Source organism: Microbulbifer agarilyticus S89 (assembly GCF_000220505.1).
Lineage (GTDB): Bacteria > Pseudomonadota > Gammaproteobacteria > Pseudomonadales > Cellvibrionaceae > Microbulbifer > Microbulbifer agarilyticus_B.
Window position 1 is genome coordinate 1 of record NZ_AFPJ01000005.1, and the last position, 16,259, is coordinate 16,259.

Here is a 16,259-nt window from a genome sequence, read left to right on the forward strand (position 1 = left end):
GCTTTTTTGTTACGGATGACAGGAAATCAGTGCACCCAGTGATGTCGCTCCTGTTTCTCCTGGATCGCTTCCGCGGTCGGCGTCGGCATGGCGCTCACTGGTAAACGCTCATGGAAGAACGCCAGGCGCTGGTCGCCGTCCACTTCGTTCATGGTGGCTGCATCAAATACCTTGCCGTTGATCACGGTGTATTTGATGTTCTCGGACAGGCGCAGGTTTTCAAGCGGGTTACCGTCCACCACGATGATGTCCGCCAGCTTGCCGGGCTCCAGGCTGCCCAGGTCCTTATCCATGCCCAGGTAGCGGGCGCCATCCATGGTGCCAGAACGAAGCGCTTCCCATGGGGTAAAGCCGCCCTGCTCCATCATCCACATTTCCCAATGGGCGCCGAGGCCCTCGCGCTGACCGTGGGCACCGATATGCACGGTAACGCCCTGATCGCGCAGCTGCTTGGCGTGGCTGGCTACGTTGAAATGGTTGTAGTGGTGATCCGGTGCGCGTTCGCGACGGATAGAGCGCGGGTTGACGATAAAGTCCGGCGTGAAGCGCGTCAGGCGCTCGTTTTTCCACACCTCGGTGTGATCGTACCAATAGTATTCGCCGGTCAGGCCACCGTAGGCCACCACGAAGGTCGGGGTATAACCCACCTGAGTCTGGCTCCACAGTTGCTGTACATCGGAGTAGATATTGGCGATGGGCAGTGAGTGCTCAACACCGGTATGGCCGTCCACAATCATATTCATATTGTGCTGGTACTTACCGCCACCTTCCGGCACCACCATGATGCCGTGCTTGCGGCCCGCTTCCAGCACCTGCTGGCGCTGCTCGCGGCGCGGCTGGTTGTAGCTCTTCACGGAAATTGCGCCCATGTCCTTGAGACGCTCCACATGGAATTCCGCATCTTCCAGGCTGTTGATCTTGGCTTTGTAGCCGGGACCCTTGGCGCCGTAAAGGATGGTACCGGTGGAGTAAATACGCGGGCCGTTGATGATGCCGGCCTTCTGCATCTCCGCGGCGGAGAAGATCTCGCTGCTGTCATTGGAGGGGTCGTGAATGGTGGTCACGCCAAAGGCCAGGCTGGAATACAGGTTCCAGTTCTGCTGCGGGATGATTTCCTCGCGTCCCTGAGCGCCATGGGCGTGGGCATCAATCAGTCCCGGCAGCACGGTTTTGCCGGTCACATCGATACGCTGGGTGCCCACCGGGATTTCCACCTCACTGGTTGCGCCCACCGCCACAATGCGATTGCCGCGGAACAGCACCACACCGTTCTCGATTACTTCCTGGGTCTGCTCTGAATCGCGCATGGTGACCACGGTGCCGCCGGTGAGCGCCACCAGTTTGCCGCTGTTGGCAAACGGCTGCTCGAAGCTCAGGTCGATTCCTTCACTGACGGGCTCAGGCAGCTGCTCCGGTGCACCGGCGACAAAGCCAAACGCATCTTTCAGCTGGCGCTCGTAAAGTTTCGGGCCGTGGGCCCAGCCCAGGGTGTTGCTGTCGGCGGACCAGTGCAGGTTCTCACCGGCGCGCTTGGACACCTGGGTGACCTTGACCGCGCTGGCCTTGGGGCCGATGGCTTCGGACTTACCGGTGTGCATAAACGGCGCGGCAAATGCCTTGAAGTCTTGGGTAAACGCAACCCAGCGGCCGTCCGGTGACAGGCGGAAGGAGGTGATTTCTGCACCGTGCAGATGTTCACGCTCGTCCTTACCGTTGGTGTCGACACTCTTGAAGACACGCTTGCCACCGTTTCCGTAAATGTACTCGGAGAAGTAAATGCGTTCACCGTCGGCACCAAAGTGCGGCTCGTACCCGGACTTGGCGATACGGCGCTGCCAGTCGCCATCGGCGTCGGCGAGGTAAATTCCCGGTTCGAGGGAATATTCGGGGCTCAGCAGGTAGCCACCGGTAAAGCGGCGGAAGGTTACCTGTTCACCATCCGGGGAGAAGCTCGGCTCCACATACAGGCCCGGCTCCTGGGTGATGTCCTTGCCACGGCCACTGCGCGCAGATACCACGCGTACCTGGCCCAGCTTTTCGTCATCCCAGGTTACGTAGGTGATTTGCCTGCCGTCGCGGGACCAGCTCGGATAGAACTCAAAGTGCTCATCCTGGCGGGTTAATCGGCGACGTTCTCCGCTTTTCACGTCCTGAACGTAAATTTTACCCAATGCCTGGAAGGCGATCTGTTTGCCATCCGGAGATTTCTGCGCCCAGCGAATCATCTTCACGTCGAACGCATCTGGCGCCACATCGACCGGGAAGCGCACCGCATCGGCGACCTGCTTGTCGGTTTGGATGTGCGCGACGATTTCGCGCGCGCCGCTCTGCAGGCTGCTGCCGTCCGCGGCGATGCGCAGGAACTTGCCCTTGCTCCACACCACCAGGGATTTGCCGTCCGGCATCCAGTCGTACTGTACGTAGTTGCCGTGGGAGCCGAAGGTTTCCTGCAGGTCGCGCTCCAGTTCAGAGTAGATCGGTGTCTCCAGGCCCGTACTCAGGTCTTTCACGAACAGTGCGGTGTTGAAGTCCTGACGACGCACGAAGGCCAGTTTTTTGCCGTCCGGGGAAGGCATGGGGGCGATGGAGCCGCCGGGGCCGGATACAAAGGTCTCGTCCTTGCCGTCATTCAGGTCATAGCGGTTGATGGCAAAGATCTGCTTGGTGGAGTTCTTGTTGTACTCCCACACGGTGCCGGGTGTGGTGTCGATGGTGTAATAGATGTAGCGGCCGTCCGGGGAAAACACCGCATCGGAAATGTTCTTCTGGGCGATATCCCCGCCAAGACGTGCCTTGATCTGGCGGCCTTCACCACCGCCATAGTGGTACATCCAGATCTCACCGGCGGGGATGCTGCGGCCACTCATAAAGCCTTTGCGCGCCACCAAGTATTGTCCATCCGGGCTGAAACTCGGTGCGTGTACCAGGTTTTCACGCTCGGTGGTGAGCTGGCGCAGGTTATCGCCAGTGCGATCCATGATCCACACATTGTCGGCCCCATCGCGGTCGCTCACGAAGACGATGGATTTGCCGTCCGGGCTGAAGCGCGGCTGGGTATTCCAGGCAATCTCATTGGTGATCGAGGTGGCCTTGCCGCCATCGATGGGCATCTCATAGATGTCACCCAGCATATCGAACAGGATGGTTTTGCCGTCCGGGCTGATGTCCAGGTTACTCCACGTGGTTTCGCGGGTATCCAGCGGAATGGACTTGAACTCGTAGGGCGGCTTGTTCACATCCCACTTGTCCGCTTTCTGCTTTGCTTCTTCTGCGGCCGCGGCCAGCGGCAGGGTCAGAGCGAGACTGGCACCGCCGATCAGGCGTGCCAGCTGGCTGACTTTGGTTTTTATCATCTTGAGCTTCCGGTGTGCTGGGGTTGTCTGTAGCAACGCAACCCGCGAGTTCGGGGTGCGCTAGAGAAATCGATATTCAGGAAAAACTACCGAAACGCGGGCAAAAAACAATGAATAGACAACGAACGAGATAAAAGTCGGAATAACTGCAGTTGGCCAGATTTTCGTCTGTTTAAGCTGCCTGCGGCGCCCCAAGGCACCGTCGGCAACATGTTGCGCCGGAGCCCTTGCGGTCGCGGACCTGAGCCGTAACAATCCGCACCCAGCAAAAATGATTGGTATCTATCTATAAAGAAAGGTGTCCAATCACACTTTCTCCTGTTGTTAATTCTGCAAGGATTCTCATGGCTATCGACGTTGTCATCCTCGCTGCGGGTAAAGGCACCCGCATGCGCTCCAATCTTCCCAAGGTTCTGCATCCTATTGGTGGCGTGCCGATGCTGGAGCGGGTGATCAATGCGGCCAAGGGCCTTGGTGATGTGCGTATTACCGTGGTTATCGGCCACGGTGCCGATCTGGTGCGCGAGCGCTGCACCGATAGCGGTGTGCAATTTGTTGAGCAGACCGAGCAGCTGGGTACCGGCCACGCGGTTGCCCAGGCGATTCCGAATTTCCGCAAGGGCGCCACGGTGCTGGTGCTCTACGGCGATGTGCCGTTGGTAAAAACCACGACGTTACAAAGCCTGCTCGAGGCATCTGTCTCGGGCCCTGCGCTGTTGTCGGTGGTGATGGACGACCCGAGTGGTTACGGGCGCATCGTGCGCGACGGGTCCGGTGCGGTGCAGGCGATTGTCGAGCAAAAAGACGCCGATACCAATACGCTCAAAATCTGCGAAATTAACACCGGTATCCTTGCTGCACCCGCAGATCTCTTGGCCCAATGGCTACCGGAACTCTCCAACAACAATGCCCAGGGTGAGTACTACCTAACCGACGTGATCGCGCGCTCCGTGAGTGAGAATATCGCGGTTACCGGTGTGGTCGCCGATGACCCCAACGAGGTCGCCGGCGTAAACAGCCGTGCCCAGCAGGCAGAACTGGAGCGCGCGTTGCAGGCCGAGAATACCGAAAACCTGATGGCAGCGGGCGTCACTCTCCTCGACCCTGCGCGCCTCGATGTGCGCGGCACCCTTTCCTGTGGCGCGGATGTTGCCATCGACATCAACTGCGTGTTCGAAGGTAATGTCACTCTCGGTGATGGCGTCAAGATCGGCCCCAACTGCCTGCTGAAAAACTGCCAGTTGGCGGCGGGAACGGTGCTGGAAGCCAATTCGATTATTGAGGATGCCAGCGTCGGCGAAGCCTGCACCATTGGTCCCTTCGCGCGTCTGCGCCCGGGCACCGAGCTTGCCAACGGGGCAAAAGTCGGTAATTTTGTCGAGACGAAAAAAGCCAAAATCGGCCTCGGCAGCAAGGTGAACCACCTTTCCTATGTCGGCGATGCCGAAGTGGGCGACGGCGTGAATATCGGCGCCGGCACCATCACTTGTAATTACGACGGCGTAAACAAATCCAAAACCATTATTGGCGATGGCGCTTTCATCGGTTCCAACTCGGCGCTGGTGGCACCGGTAACCATCGGTTCTGGTGCAACCATCGGCGCCGGCTCAACAATTACCCGTGAAGTGAGTGCTGACGAACTGGCTGTTGCCCGTGGTAAGCAGCGCAATATTGGTGGCTGGCAGCGGCCTACCAAGAAGTCCTGAGCTCCGTAGTTCGGGTGTTTTGAAGCTATTTGAGCGGCGGCGGAGCACCGGGTAAAGGTTTTCAGGACCGCTGTGAACCCATCCCTGGGCGCTGCGGCGCAAACATCCTGTTTGCGACGCTCCTGAAAACCTTTACCCGGCACTCCACCTTCAGCCGAACCAACTGTGCCTCGTAAAAGCTTTCCTGGCGTGCCAACGAAGTCCACAGGTCCATGCGAAGGCAAAGTGCCGGGTATTCGTTTTCGAAAGCGTCGGCGACAGGACGTCGCCGCCGCAGCGCCCAGGGATGGGTTCACAGCGGTTTCGAAAACGAATACCCGGTGATTTGCCGCCACTACCTGAGAATAAAACGAACCCCACAACCCAAAGACACCCAAAACCCCCAACTACACTAGAAGCATCGGAATCCAAGGAACCCCGCCGATGCATAAACCTCGCCTGCAGCTCCAGGCTTCCTTCGATATCGCCTATCTCCAGTACCTGGACAAACAGGGTCGGGAGACACAGCCACTGCCCGAGTTTGCTACCCCCGACTGGCTCACCCTCTGCCACCGGCAAATGCAGCTGGCCAGGCAGGTGGATGATCGTGCGGTAAAACTGCAGCGCACCGGCCGCCTTGGCACCTACCCTTCCACTCTCGGTCAGGAAGCCATCGGCATCGCCACCGGCAATGCCCTGGCCGCCGATGATGTCTATTGTCCCTACTACCGTGAAACCGGCGCGCTATTGGAGCGCGGCGTCACCATCGAGGAAATTCTCGCCATCTGGGGCGGGGACGAACGCGGGCAGAACTTTCAGCACGCCCCCAACGACCTACCGATCTGCATTCCCATTGCCACCCAAATGCTGCACGCCGTGGGCGTCGCCTTTGCCCTGAAGCAGCGCCATAAACAGGAAGGTGCACCGTTGCAGGCGGCCGTTGCCAGTAGTGGCGAGGGTGCCACCTCGAAGGGCGACTTCTACGAAGCGATGAATCTGGCCGGGGTATGGAAGCTGCCGGTGGTGTTTGTGGTGAACAATAACCAGTGGGCCATCTCGGTACCGCGCCACGGCCAGACCGCAACGCAGACAATTGCGCAAAAAGCGGTTGCCGCGGGGATCCCCGCGCTGCAGGTGGATGGCAACGATGTGGTAGCAGTGGCCTGGGCCGTGCAGGACGCGCTGCAACGTGCGCGTAACGGCGAGGGACCCGCGCTGATCGAAGCGATTTCATATCGCCTGTGCGATCACACCACTGCAGACGATGCCAGCCGTTATCGCAGCGCCGAGGCGCTCGAGCAGGCCTGGCAGTGGGAACCGATCAAACGCCTGGATCATTACCTGCGCGAGCAGGGGTTGTGGAGCGACGCCAAGCAGCAGGATCTGGATCGGGAGTTGGCCGCCACCATGGAGGCGGCGCTGGGCAACTGGCAGGCGCGCACGCCAGAGCCGGTCACCGCCATGTTTGATCACCTGTATGCGCAGCTGCCGGAGGGACTGTACGAGCAGTACGACCAATTGCGCGATGAACAGCAACAGGGAGCCGGCGCGTAAATGGGTGAGCAGGAAAATCCGATCACACTGGTGGAGGCGGTAACCCAGGCGCTGGCGTTCGAGTTGAACAATAATTCCGAAGTTGTGGTGTTTGGACAGGATATTGGAGCGAACGGCGGCGTATTTCGGGCAACCGAGGGTTTGCAGGAGCGCTTCGGTGCGGCGCGCGTGCTGGATACACCGCTCGCGGAAACCATGATCGCTGGCATCGCCGTGGGCATGGCCACACAGGGGCTGCGCCCGGTGGCCGAATTCCAGTTCATGGGGTTTATCTATCCCGGCCTCGATCACATCCTCAGTCACGCCGCGCGCATGCGCAACCGCACCCGCGGTCGGCTCAGCTGTCCCATCGTATACCGTGCGCCCTATGGCGGCGGCATTCACGCACCGGAACACCACAGTGAAAGCACCGAGGCAATTTTTGCGCACATCCCCGGTCTGCGTGTGGTGGTGCCCTCCTCGCCGGCACGGGCCTACGGTCTGCTGCTGGCGGCCATCCGCGACCCAGACCCGGTGCTGTTCCTGGAACCCAAGCGCATTTACCGCGCCGCCAAACAACCGGTGCCGGACGATGGCGCAGCTCTGCCGTTGGATCGCGCGTTTGTACTGCGCGAGGGTAGTGACCTGACCCTGGTTGCCTGGGGCGCCAGCATCAAGGAAACCCTTGCGGCGGCGGAGCAACTGTCTGCCGACGGAATCGAGGCGGAAGTGATCGACCCCGCCACACTCAAGCCGCTGGATATCCACACGATCATCGATTCCCTGGAGAAAACCCGGCGCTGCGTGGTGGTACACGAAGCCGCGCGCTTTGCTGGCCTTGGTGCCGAGATTGCCACGCAGATTCAGGAATACGCCTTCGACCTATTGGATGCGCCGGTGCAGCGCGTCACCGGTTACGACACGGTAATGCCCTACTACCAGCTGGAAGCTGCTTACATGCCCGGCGTCGCGCGCATACTCGCCGGCGCTCGCGCTGCACTGAGCTATTCGCGGTCACCACCGCGTCCCACCAACAGCGCAAACGTTGTGCGCAACGGTGAGGCGCAGCCATGAAGATCTTCAAGCTTCCCGATCTGGGCGAGGGCCTGCCAGATGCCACCATCCGCGAGTGGCTGGTGCAGGAAGGCGACAGGGTTGCCGCGGATCAGCCCCTCGTCACGGTGGAAACCGCCAAGGCCCTGGTCGAAGTGCCGTCGCCATACGCCGGCATTGTGGCAAAGTGCTTTGTTGAAGAGGGACAAACCCTGAACACCGGTCAGCCGCTTATCGGCTTTAAACAGGGCGAAATTACCCAAACGTCGGAGAAAACATCGGATTCCGGCACGGTTGTCGGCAAAATTGAAGCCGGCGGGCAGGCGCTGGCGCGCGAACAACGCCCACCGGCTAACCGCCCGCGTAGCGCAACCCCCACGGTGCGCGCTCTGGCGCGGCAACTGGGTGTGGACCTTGCAAAGCTTCACCCAAAGGGTTCCCGTTTCAGTGAGGCCGAGGTGCGCGCTGCCGCCGGCACTGGGCTCACAACAAGCACACCGTCCGCTCCTGCTCCAGCTCTTGCTCCCTCTCCTGCTCCCTCTCCTGGTCCCACTGTCACTCCAGCCGAACCCGCGCGCCGCGCCATGGCGCTCGCGATGGCGCAAAGCCGCGATCAGGTCTGTCCCATGACCCTGTGTGACGAGGTAGATATCTCGCGCTGGCCCAAGGGTACCAATACCACCCTGCGTTTGCTGCGGGCGCTGGCCGCGGCGGCGTCGGCTGAGCCGAACCTGAATGCCCACTTCAGCAACGACACCTTGCAGCCGCAAACCCCGGTCAATGTGGGGCTCGCGGTGGATACATCCAGAGGCCTGTATGTGCCAGTGCTGAGGGATGTCGCGGCACTCTCAACTCAGGACCTGCAGGAAGCGATCACCCGGTTTAGGCGGCAGGCGGAAGATGGCGCTATTCCGCAGAAAGACCTGCAGGGTGCCACTATCCACCTGTCCAACTTCGGTAGCCTTGCGGGCCGCTTTGCCACCCCGGTGGTGGTGCCGCCGCTGGTCTGCATTGTCGGCGCGGGCCGTGCGCACAAGGCGGTTTTGCCGCACAAGGGTAAGGCGCGGGTGCGCAAGCTGTTGCCGCTGTCTATTACCGCCGACCACCGCGCGGTGACCGGCGGTGAGCTGGCGCGCTTTTTACAGGTCCTGCGGGAGCAGCTGGAGCCCGGCGAATAGGCGGGGAACGGGCGGGGAACAGGCGTAGAGATCACGGTGTGATTATAAGTTTCGTTTTGCTATCCTTTACTTTCGAAACGAAAGATGCGAGAGCATGTCGAAACGTAATACCCAGCAGCGGCGGCATCTGATACTGAGCCTGATCAACGATGCCGGTGAAGCCAGTGTCGAGGAGCTGGCGCGTCGGTTCGAAACTTCGGAAGTTACGGTTCGAAAGGACCTGGCAGCTATGGAGCACAGCGGCCTCCTGCTGCGTCGCCACGGCGGTGCCATTCCCCTGCCGCGGGAATTGATGGCGGAAGACCCGCTGTCGCAAACCAAGCGCGCCATCGGCCGCGCCGCCGCAGAGCTGATCCGCGACCACAACCGCATTGTCATCGATTACGGCCGCACCACTACCGGCCTGATTCCGGAGCTCAACCACAAGCGCGGCCTGGTGGTGATGACCAATTCCCTGCACGTGGCCAATCAGCTGCGGGAACTGGAAAACGAACCCACCCTGCTGATGACCGGCGGCACCTGGGATCCGCACTTCGAGGCCTTCCAGGGCCAGGTCGCCGAGCAGGTATTGCGCGGTTACGACTTTGACCAGGCCTTCATCGGCGCCGATGGCATCGATCTCGAGCGCGGTACCTGCACTTTCAACGAACAGATCGGCCTGTCGCGGGTGATGGCGGATGTCGCCCGTGAGGTGATTGTGATGGCGGAGTCCAGCAAGGTTGGACGTCGTATTCCCAATCTGGAATTGAGCTGGGAGATGTTCGGCACCCTGGTCACCGACAGCGGCATTGACGACAAGACTTGTACGCAGCTGGAAAGCCGAGGGCTGCGGGTGATTTGCGCGGACGCCAAGTAGCGCGCGCACAGTAATGGATAATCGAGGTAAATAAACATGTGTGGAATCGTAGGTGCCCTGGGGCAGCGCAACGTAACTGGAATCCTTCTCGAAGGCCTGCGCCGGTTGGAGTACCGTGGCTATGACTCCGCCGGCGTGTGTCTGGTGAACGGCGACGGCAAATTGCAGCTACGCAAAACCCAGGGCAAGGTCGCCGATCTGGAGTCCGCGCTGGATGAGAGCTCCACTTCCGGTCAGCTCGGTATTGCCCACACCCGCTGGGCTACCCACGGCGTCCCTTCGGATAAAAACTCCCACCCACATGTGTCCGGCGATTTCGCCCTGGTGCACAACGGCATTATCGAAAACTACCAGGAGCTGCGCGAAGAGCTGCTCGCCAAAGGTTACGAGTTCCAGTCGGAAACCGATACCGAGGTGGTGGTGCACCTGATCCACGCTCTTGCCAGCGAGGGGCGCGACCTGCTCGAAGCGGTATCCGCGGCAACCAAAAGGCTGCACGGTGCCTACGCTCTCGGGGTTGTATCTGCCAGAGAGCCCGAGCATCTGGTGTGTGCACGGCTGGGTAGCCCGCTGGTGATTGGCGTCGGTATCGAGGAAAACTTTATTGCCTCCGATCCCATGGCCCTGCAGCAGGTAACCGACCGCTTTATATTCCTCGAAGAGGGCGATCTGGCAGACGTGACCCGTGACGCCATTGCGATCTGGGACAAAACCGGTGAGGAAGTCAGCCGCCCGGTGAACAAGCTACAGGGTGGCCACGATGCCGCCGACAAGGGTCGCTACCGCCACTATATGCAGAAGGAAATCTTCGAGCAGCCCAAGGTGGTAGAAGCGACCATGGCCGGGCGTATTGGCGAGCACTCGGTGCTGTCACAGGCTCTGGGTACTGCCGCCAACGAAATCCTGCCGAAGGTAAAACAGGTACAGATCGTCGCCTGTGGCACCAGCTATCACGCCGGTTTGGTTGCCCGTTACTGGATTGAGGATTGGGCCGGTGTGCCCTGCTCCGTGGAAGTTGCCAGCGAAATTCGCTACCGCAAAACCGCGGTGCGCCCCGGCACTTTATTTGTCACCATCTCGCAGTCCGGCGAGACCGCCGATACCCTGGCTGCCCTGCGTCAGGCCAAGGAGCTGGGCTATCTCGCCTCCATGACCATCTGTAATGTGCCCAACAGCTCTCTGGTGCGTGAGTCCGAGTTGCACCTGATGACCGAAGCGGGCCCGGAAATCGGTGTTGCCTCCACCAAGGCCTTCACCACGCAACTGGTTGCGCTACAAATTTTCTGTATCGCGCTGGCCAAGGCCAACGGCATGGATGGCGAGCGCGAAGCGCAGTTGATTAGCGCCTTGCACCAGTTGCCGAAACTGATGGAAAAATTCACCGGGCTGGACGCGCTGGTAAAAGCCACCAGTGAAGCCTTCGCGGAAAAAAATCACGCGTTGTTTCTTGGGCGTGGTGTGGAATACCCGATTGCATTGGAGGGAGCACTCAAGCTCAAGGAAATTTCCTATATCCACGCCGAGGCCTACCCGGCTGGTGAACTCAAGCACGGGCCGCTCGCCCTGGTCGACGCGGATATGCCGGTGATCGTCGTCGCGCCGAACGACGAGCTGCTGGAAAAACTGAAATCCAATTTGCAGGAAGTGCGCGCACGCGGTGGTGAATTGTTTGTCTTTGCCAGCCCCGAGGCCGGGTTCCACAGTGAGGAAGGACTTACCGTGGTAGAGGTGCCGGATGCACCGGAAAGTCTGCAGCCCATTCTGTATACGGTACCGCTGCAGCTATTGAGTTACCACGTGGCACTACTGAAAGGCACCGATGTGGACCAGCCACGCAACCTGGCAAAATCGGTGACCGTGGAATAGTTATTCCCATAATCTGATACAGCCACCAAATAAATAGCCCGCGCAAAACGCGCGGGCTATATATTATCTGGAAATTTTCACCAGTCAGTCTAGTTCGATGGCAGTGAAGCTCGCCTGCGCATAGTGACCTTGTGCACGGTCTTGCTCCCAGACCCCTGAGCCTGCACAGCCTGCATACCACATACCCTGCTGGTTTTTACTGCTGCATTGGTTGTAGGCGCCGGCTTTAAAGTAAAACCAGTCGCCGCTATAGCCAGCTGGGTTATCCAGTGGGTCGACTTCACCGTAGGCGTCAACGTTGTTGGCAAGGTCGATGGTGTATTCCACGCGCGGTTTATTTGCCGCTTCAAAGGTTAGCTGCATAACATTGTCGATCACATCGACCGTATAGCTAAAAGATTCATCGAGCTTGATGCCCTTGTCTCCCGGGTTCTCCGCGGACTCCCAGGTGTTGCCCCACACTGGGTAGGCAATATCGGTACGGTTGGGGTTATCTTTTTCCAGGTTGCGCTCGTAAGTCCAGAATACGGAACCGTATTCGTGACCCGGCCACTTCTTGTAGTAAATCTTGAGTGGTTCGTTGCCGTAACCAAAACCGGCATCGAGCATGCTCGGGTCTTTACCGGCATGGATTTGCCCGACAACCACCGAGAACGCCGGTTTTTTATTGGGGTGCGCCGCCTCGATAGCCACATGATTGACCGCCAGGGTTGCTGACAGGCGGCCACCAATCGCGCCGTATTCATGCGCCCTGGGGTGCGAAGCCAGCACAAAATTATTACCGGGTGCTTTGGTCTTGGATTTCACCGGGTCGATCATCTGCCGCAGCTCACTGCGGGTATTGGTGGAATTCGCGGTAGTCATGGCCTTGTTCGGCGCGGCGAATACCAGCTCACCTTGTTCGTTGCCGTAGAAAAAGCGGGGCTCATACAGGCGCATGATATTGGGTGGCCCAACCTCATCAATCTTGCCGTCACCATTGCTGTCCATGGGCAAGGTGATCTTCCAGTTGTTCAGGTCCACCAGCGCTCCCGGCACTACCACCGCCGCTTTCCCAGAAACAGGCGAAGTGGCAGGCTTTTGTTCTGGTCCGCTATGACATGAAGACAACAAAATGCTGACGCTGGCCGCTGCGATGAGGTGAAAAGTTTTGTGTTTGCTGTGCTGGTTTATCATTATGTTTTCCCGCGAATAACGATACTCCCGAGACTAAGTGCAGTGTTCGCTGAGTGTAAAGTAATAAACCAGTAAAGTAGGATTATTGGTCAACCAATTTTCGACGGACGCTGGTACAAAAGAAAAAAGAAAACGGCAGCGCTGGTTGCGCTGCCGTTTTCGCTTTTACCGTTAGTGTGTATCAGGCAATTACTTGCTCGGCATCAGCACACCATCAATCACATGTACCACACCATTTGAATTCATGATGTCGGCCTGCACCACGTTTACGGTGTTGCCCTTCGCATCGGTTACGGTCACCTTGTCGCCCATCAGCTTCAGGGTAAGTTCGTCACCTTGCACGGTTTTCACTTTGGCATGGCCACCGCCTTGTTTGATGAGTCCCACTACCATTTCTGCAGTCGCTTTGCTGGGAACGACATGATAGGTGAGGATCTTTTTCAGCTTGTCCTTGTTTTCCGGTTTCAACAACATTTCCACGGTACCCGCAGGTAGCGCGGCGAAGGCATCATTGGTTGGGGCAAACACGGTGAATGGACCGTCGCCTTTCAGTGTATCGACCAGTTCGGCCGCCTGCACGGCAGCAACCAGCGTAGACAGGGCCTCGGCATTCGCGGCGTTCTCCGCGATTGTTTTACTTTCATCCGCTTGTGAGGGCGCACTGATCAGGGCTAGCGCCATAAACGGTGCGAGGAAAACTTTACTGATTGACATATTGAAGAGAGCCATAAAAAACCTCTGAATGAAACTCAGGTAAAAGAGTAGTGCCGGACCGAGCCGGAATCGTCAGGGAGTATAGTGTGCTGCTCTCCAGGTCCACACCGGCACGGATACCGACGTCGGCTGGCGACACCATCGTTGCGGGCTGCCTGCGGTCGTCACTCGCTTATCGTCTCTCGCCTCTTGCTTCTCGCTACCAAGCAAAAGCCAATAGCCACGCTAGACAGGTGCCAAATAGCGACTACTTTTGAAGGTGCGAAATACGTATCTTTGCCTGAGGGACCAGCCGTGTTTGAGCATTTAGACGCCGTATTTCTGGCGCGGGTGCAGTTTGCCTTTACCGTTTCGTTTCATTTTATCTTTCCCGCGTTCTCTATTGGGCTGGCGAGTTACCTGATGGTGCTCGAAGGCCTCTGGTTAAAGACCGGGCGTGGCGTCTATGCCAATTTATATCGCTACTGGTTAAAGATCTTCGCCGTTGGTTTTGGAATGGGGGTCGTTTCCGGAATCGTGCTGTCGTACCAGTTTGGCACCAACTGGTCCGAGTTTTCCCACAAGGCGGGGCCGGTGATCGGCCCGCTGATGGGTTATGAGGTGATCACCGCATTTTTCCTCGAGGCGGGATTTCTCGGGGTGATGCTGTTTGGTATCAATAAGGTGGGCAAGGGGCTGCATTTTTTCGCCACCTGCATGGTGGCCCTGGGCACCTTTGTATCTGCATTCTGGATTCTTTCCGTCAACTCCTGGATGCAGACCCCGGCGGGGTTTGCGATCAATGACCAGGGGCAATTTATTGTTGGCAGTTCGTGGTGGGATGTCATATTCAACCCGAGTTTTCCCTACCGGCTCACCCATACCGTAATAGCCGCTTACCTCACCACCGCCTTTGCGGTGGGTGGCGTCGGTGCCTGGCACCTGCTCAAGGACCGCGCCAATATTGGCGCGCGCAAAATGTTTTCCATGGCGATGTGGATGGCGGTAATCGTCACCCCGATTCAGATTGTGGCAGGTGATCTACATGGCCTGAATACCCTCGAGCATCAGCCGGCCAAGGTACTGGCGATGGAGGGTGACTTTCAGCCCAGTCCGAATGGTGCGCCACTCATCCTGTTTGGTATTCCCGATGAAGAGGCGGCAACCGTGCATTACCAGCTGGCAATACCCAAGCTGGGTTCCCTGATTCTCAAGCACGACCCAAATGCTCCGTTACCCGGCCTGACGGACTTCCCGCGCGAAGAGTGGCCCCCGGTGGCTGTGGTGTTCTGGTCTTTTCGGGTGATGGTGGCGATCGGCTTCGCGATGCTGGCACTGGGCCTGTGGAGCCTGGTTGCACGCCATCGAAAACGCCTGTTCGAGTCGCGGGCGCTACATCGCGCGGCAGTATTTATGGGCCCGTCTGGATTTGTGGCGGTGATCGCCGGCTGGATAACCACGGAGGTGGGGCGCCAGCCGTATACGGTGTATGGACTGATGAAAACAGTAGACTCGGCCTCGCCCCTGGATGCACCTGCCGTCGCGGCATCACTGATTGCGTTTATTGTGGTGTACTCGGCAATCTTCGGCATGGGGATTTACTACTTGTTGCGCTTGATGGCGAATCCGCCGCATCGCGGTGAGCCGGAACCTCCAAATGTGCCAACCTATGCGGCGGGTATTACCCCAGCAGCCAGCCTGGAACCCCATGCATCGCAACCAGCGGGAGGTTCCGATGGAACAACTTGATTTGCCGCTGATCTGGGCGGGGCTTATTTGCTTCGCCATTTTCGCCTATGTGGTACTGGATGGCTTCGACCTGGGCGTGGGTATCCTCTCGCCGGTGCTGGAACCGGGACATGAACGGGACCAGGCAATCAATTCCATCGCACCTTTCTGGGATGGCAATGAAACCTGGCTGGTCATGGGTGGTGGCGGCCTGCTGGCGGTGTTTCCCCTCGCCTACGCCATCATTTTGCCGGCGACCTATCCGCTGATGATTGCCATGCTGCTGGGGCTGGTATTTCGCGGCGCCGCGTTTGAATTCCGCTGGCGCGACCCCCGACATCAGCCGCTGTGGGACCTGATCATCAATATTGGCTCGACCGTGGCCGCCCTGGCGCAGGGCATTACCATCGGTGCGATACTCCAGGGCATCAAGGTCGAGAACAACGCCTATGCCGGCGGTTGGCTGGACTGGTTGAGCCCATTCAGTATTCTCACTGGCGTGGCGGTGGTGATTGGCTATGCGTTGCTGGGTGCCACCTGGTTGATCCGCAAAACCGAAGGCGGGTGCCAGCGCCACGCTCACCGCCTGGCCTACTGGCTGGCCGCCGCGACCGTCGCAGCAATCATTGCGGTTAGCCTGGCAACGCCGTTTCTGCATAATGACTACTGGCGCCGCTGGTTTGAAATGCCGCAGGTTTTACTCACTGCGCAGGTGCCGTTGCTTGTGGCGATTTGCACCGGGGTACTTTTTTGGAGCCTGAATAAGGGGCGTGAATTGTTGCCGTTTGTCATGGCGCTGGCCCTGTTCCTGTTAGGCTTTATTGGGCTGTGTATCAGTATTTACCCGAATATGATCCCGCCGTCGATCAGCCTGTGGGAGGCGGCCGCACCGCGGGATAGCCAGCTGTTTCTGTTGGTGGGCGCGGTATTTATTATCCCGGTTATCCTGGGTTATACCGGCTGGGCATATTGGGTGTTCCGCGGCAAGGTGGGCACCGAGGGGTACCACTGATGAAAACTGCAGCGAGCGCCTGGAAACGCCTGGGTTGGATGGTGTTGATCTGGATGACGAGTGTAGCCGCGCTCGGCAGCCTGTCGCTGGTGCTCAAGTGGTGGCTTGGCGGTTAACAATGATGTT

The 16,259-nt window shown here is 58.8% G+C and carries 12 protein-coding genes; 9 read left to right on the forward strand and 3 right to left on the reverse strand.

What is annotated here, in order from left to right; all coding sequences use genetic code 11:
• Positions 1 to 26 precede the first annotated feature (26 nt).
• On the reverse strand, positions 27 to 3,353 hold the full coding sequence (locus AS89_RS0100530) for an amidohydrolase family protein (RefSeq protein ID WP_010130261.1): 3,327 nt from the start codon (positions 3,351 to 3,353) through the stop codon (positions 27 to 29).
• A 344-nt stretch (positions 3,354 to 3,697) separates the two neighbouring features.
• On the opposite strand from AS89_RS0100530, the gene glmU reads away from it, so the two are divergent.
• The 6 genes from glmU to glmS all read left to right on the forward strand — a co-directional run bounded on the left by glmU (position 3,698) and on the right by glmS (position 11,524).
• On the forward strand, positions 3,698 to 5,059 hold the full coding sequence (gene glmU, locus AS89_RS0100535; RefSeq protein ID WP_010130263.1) for a bifunctional UDP-N-acetylglucosamine diphosphorylase/glucosamine-1-phosphate N-acetyltransferase GlmU: 1,362 nt from the start codon (positions 3,698 to 3,700) through the stop codon (positions 5,057 to 5,059).
• 423 nt (positions 5,060 to 5,482) lie between these two features.
• Positions 5,483 to 6,592 carry a pyruvate dehydrogenase (acetyl-transferring) E1 component subunit alpha gene (gene pdhA / locus AS89_RS0100540; RefSeq protein ID WP_010130264.1) on the forward strand — a complete coding sequence of 370 codons (1,110 nt, stop codon included), beginning with the start codon at positions 5,483 to 5,485 and terminating at the stop codon, positions 6,590 to 6,592.
• The gene (locus tag AS89_RS0100545) at positions 6,593 to 7,645 is read left to right on the forward strand and encodes an alpha-ketoacid dehydrogenase subunit beta (protein WP_010130265.1); all 1,053 of its coding nucleotides are present in this window, start codon (positions 6,593 to 6,595) and stop codon (positions 7,643 to 7,645) included.
• Positions 7,642 to 8,802: a dihydrolipoamide acetyltransferase family protein gene (locus AS89_RS0100550; RefSeq protein WP_010130266.1), complete on the forward strand. Its 1,161-nt coding sequence runs from the start codon at positions 7,642 to 7,644 to the stop codon at positions 8,800 to 8,802. The genes AS89_RS0100545 and AS89_RS0100550 overlap by 4 nt, the downstream gene beginning before the upstream one ends.
• A gap of 94 nt (positions 8,803 to 8,896) precedes the next feature.
• Positions 8,897 to 9,658: a DeoR/GlpR family DNA-binding transcription regulator gene (locus tag AS89_RS0100555; protein WP_010130267.1), complete on the forward strand. Its 762-nt coding sequence runs from the start codon at positions 8,897 to 8,899 to the stop codon at positions 9,656 to 9,658.
• Between the two features lie 36 nt (positions 9,659 to 9,694).
• Complete coding sequence (glmS, locus tag AS89_RS0100560; protein WP_010130268.1) at positions 9,695 to 11,524, forward strand: glutamine--fructose-6-phosphate transaminase (isomerizing); 1,830 nt, start codon at positions 9,695 to 9,697, stop codon at positions 11,522 to 11,524.
• A gap of 84 nt (positions 11,525 to 11,608) precedes the next feature.
• Here glmS and AS89_RS0100565 read toward each other — a convergent pair whose 3' ends face one another.
• Both AS89_RS0100565 and AS89_RS0100570 read right to left on the reverse strand, forming a co-directional pair.
• Complete coding sequence (locus AS89_RS0100565) at positions 11,609 to 12,568, reverse strand: polysaccharide lyase family 7 protein (protein ID WP_237709609.1); 960 nt, start codon at positions 12,566 to 12,568, stop codon at positions 11,609 to 11,611.
• A 321-nt stretch (positions 12,569 to 12,889) separates the two neighbouring features.
• On the reverse strand, positions 12,890 to 13,429 hold the full coding sequence (locus tag AS89_RS0100570) for a fasciclin domain-containing protein (protein WP_010130270.1): 540 nt from the start codon (positions 13,427 to 13,429) through the stop codon (positions 12,890 to 12,892).
• A 279-nt stretch (positions 13,430 to 13,708) separates the two neighbouring features.
• Between AS89_RS0100570 and AS89_RS0100575 the strand changes: the two genes are divergently transcribed.
• The 3 genes from AS89_RS0100575 to AS89_RS18350 are packed head-to-tail and all read left to right on the forward strand — an operon-like array spanning position 13,709 to position 16,249.
• Positions 13,709 to 15,142 carry a cytochrome ubiquinol oxidase subunit I gene (locus AS89_RS0100575; protein WP_010130271.1) on the forward strand — a complete coding sequence of 478 codons (1,434 nt, stop codon included), beginning with the start codon at positions 13,709 to 13,711 and terminating at the stop codon, positions 15,140 to 15,142.
• On the forward strand, positions 15,129 to 16,133 hold the full coding sequence (gene cydB / locus AS89_RS0100580) for a cytochrome d ubiquinol oxidase subunit II (RefSeq protein ID WP_010130272.1): 1,005 nt from the start codon (positions 15,129 to 15,131) through the stop codon (positions 16,131 to 16,133). The genes AS89_RS0100575 and cydB overlap by 14 nt, the downstream gene beginning before the upstream one ends.
• A complete protein-coding gene (locus AS89_RS18350) occupies positions 16,133 to 16,249 on the forward strand; it encodes a DUF2474 family protein (protein WP_081475636.1) in 117 nt (38 codons plus the stop codon). Before cydB ends, AS89_RS18350 begins: the two co-directional genes overlap by 1 nt.
• Positions 16,250 to 16,259 lie beyond the last annotated feature (10 nt).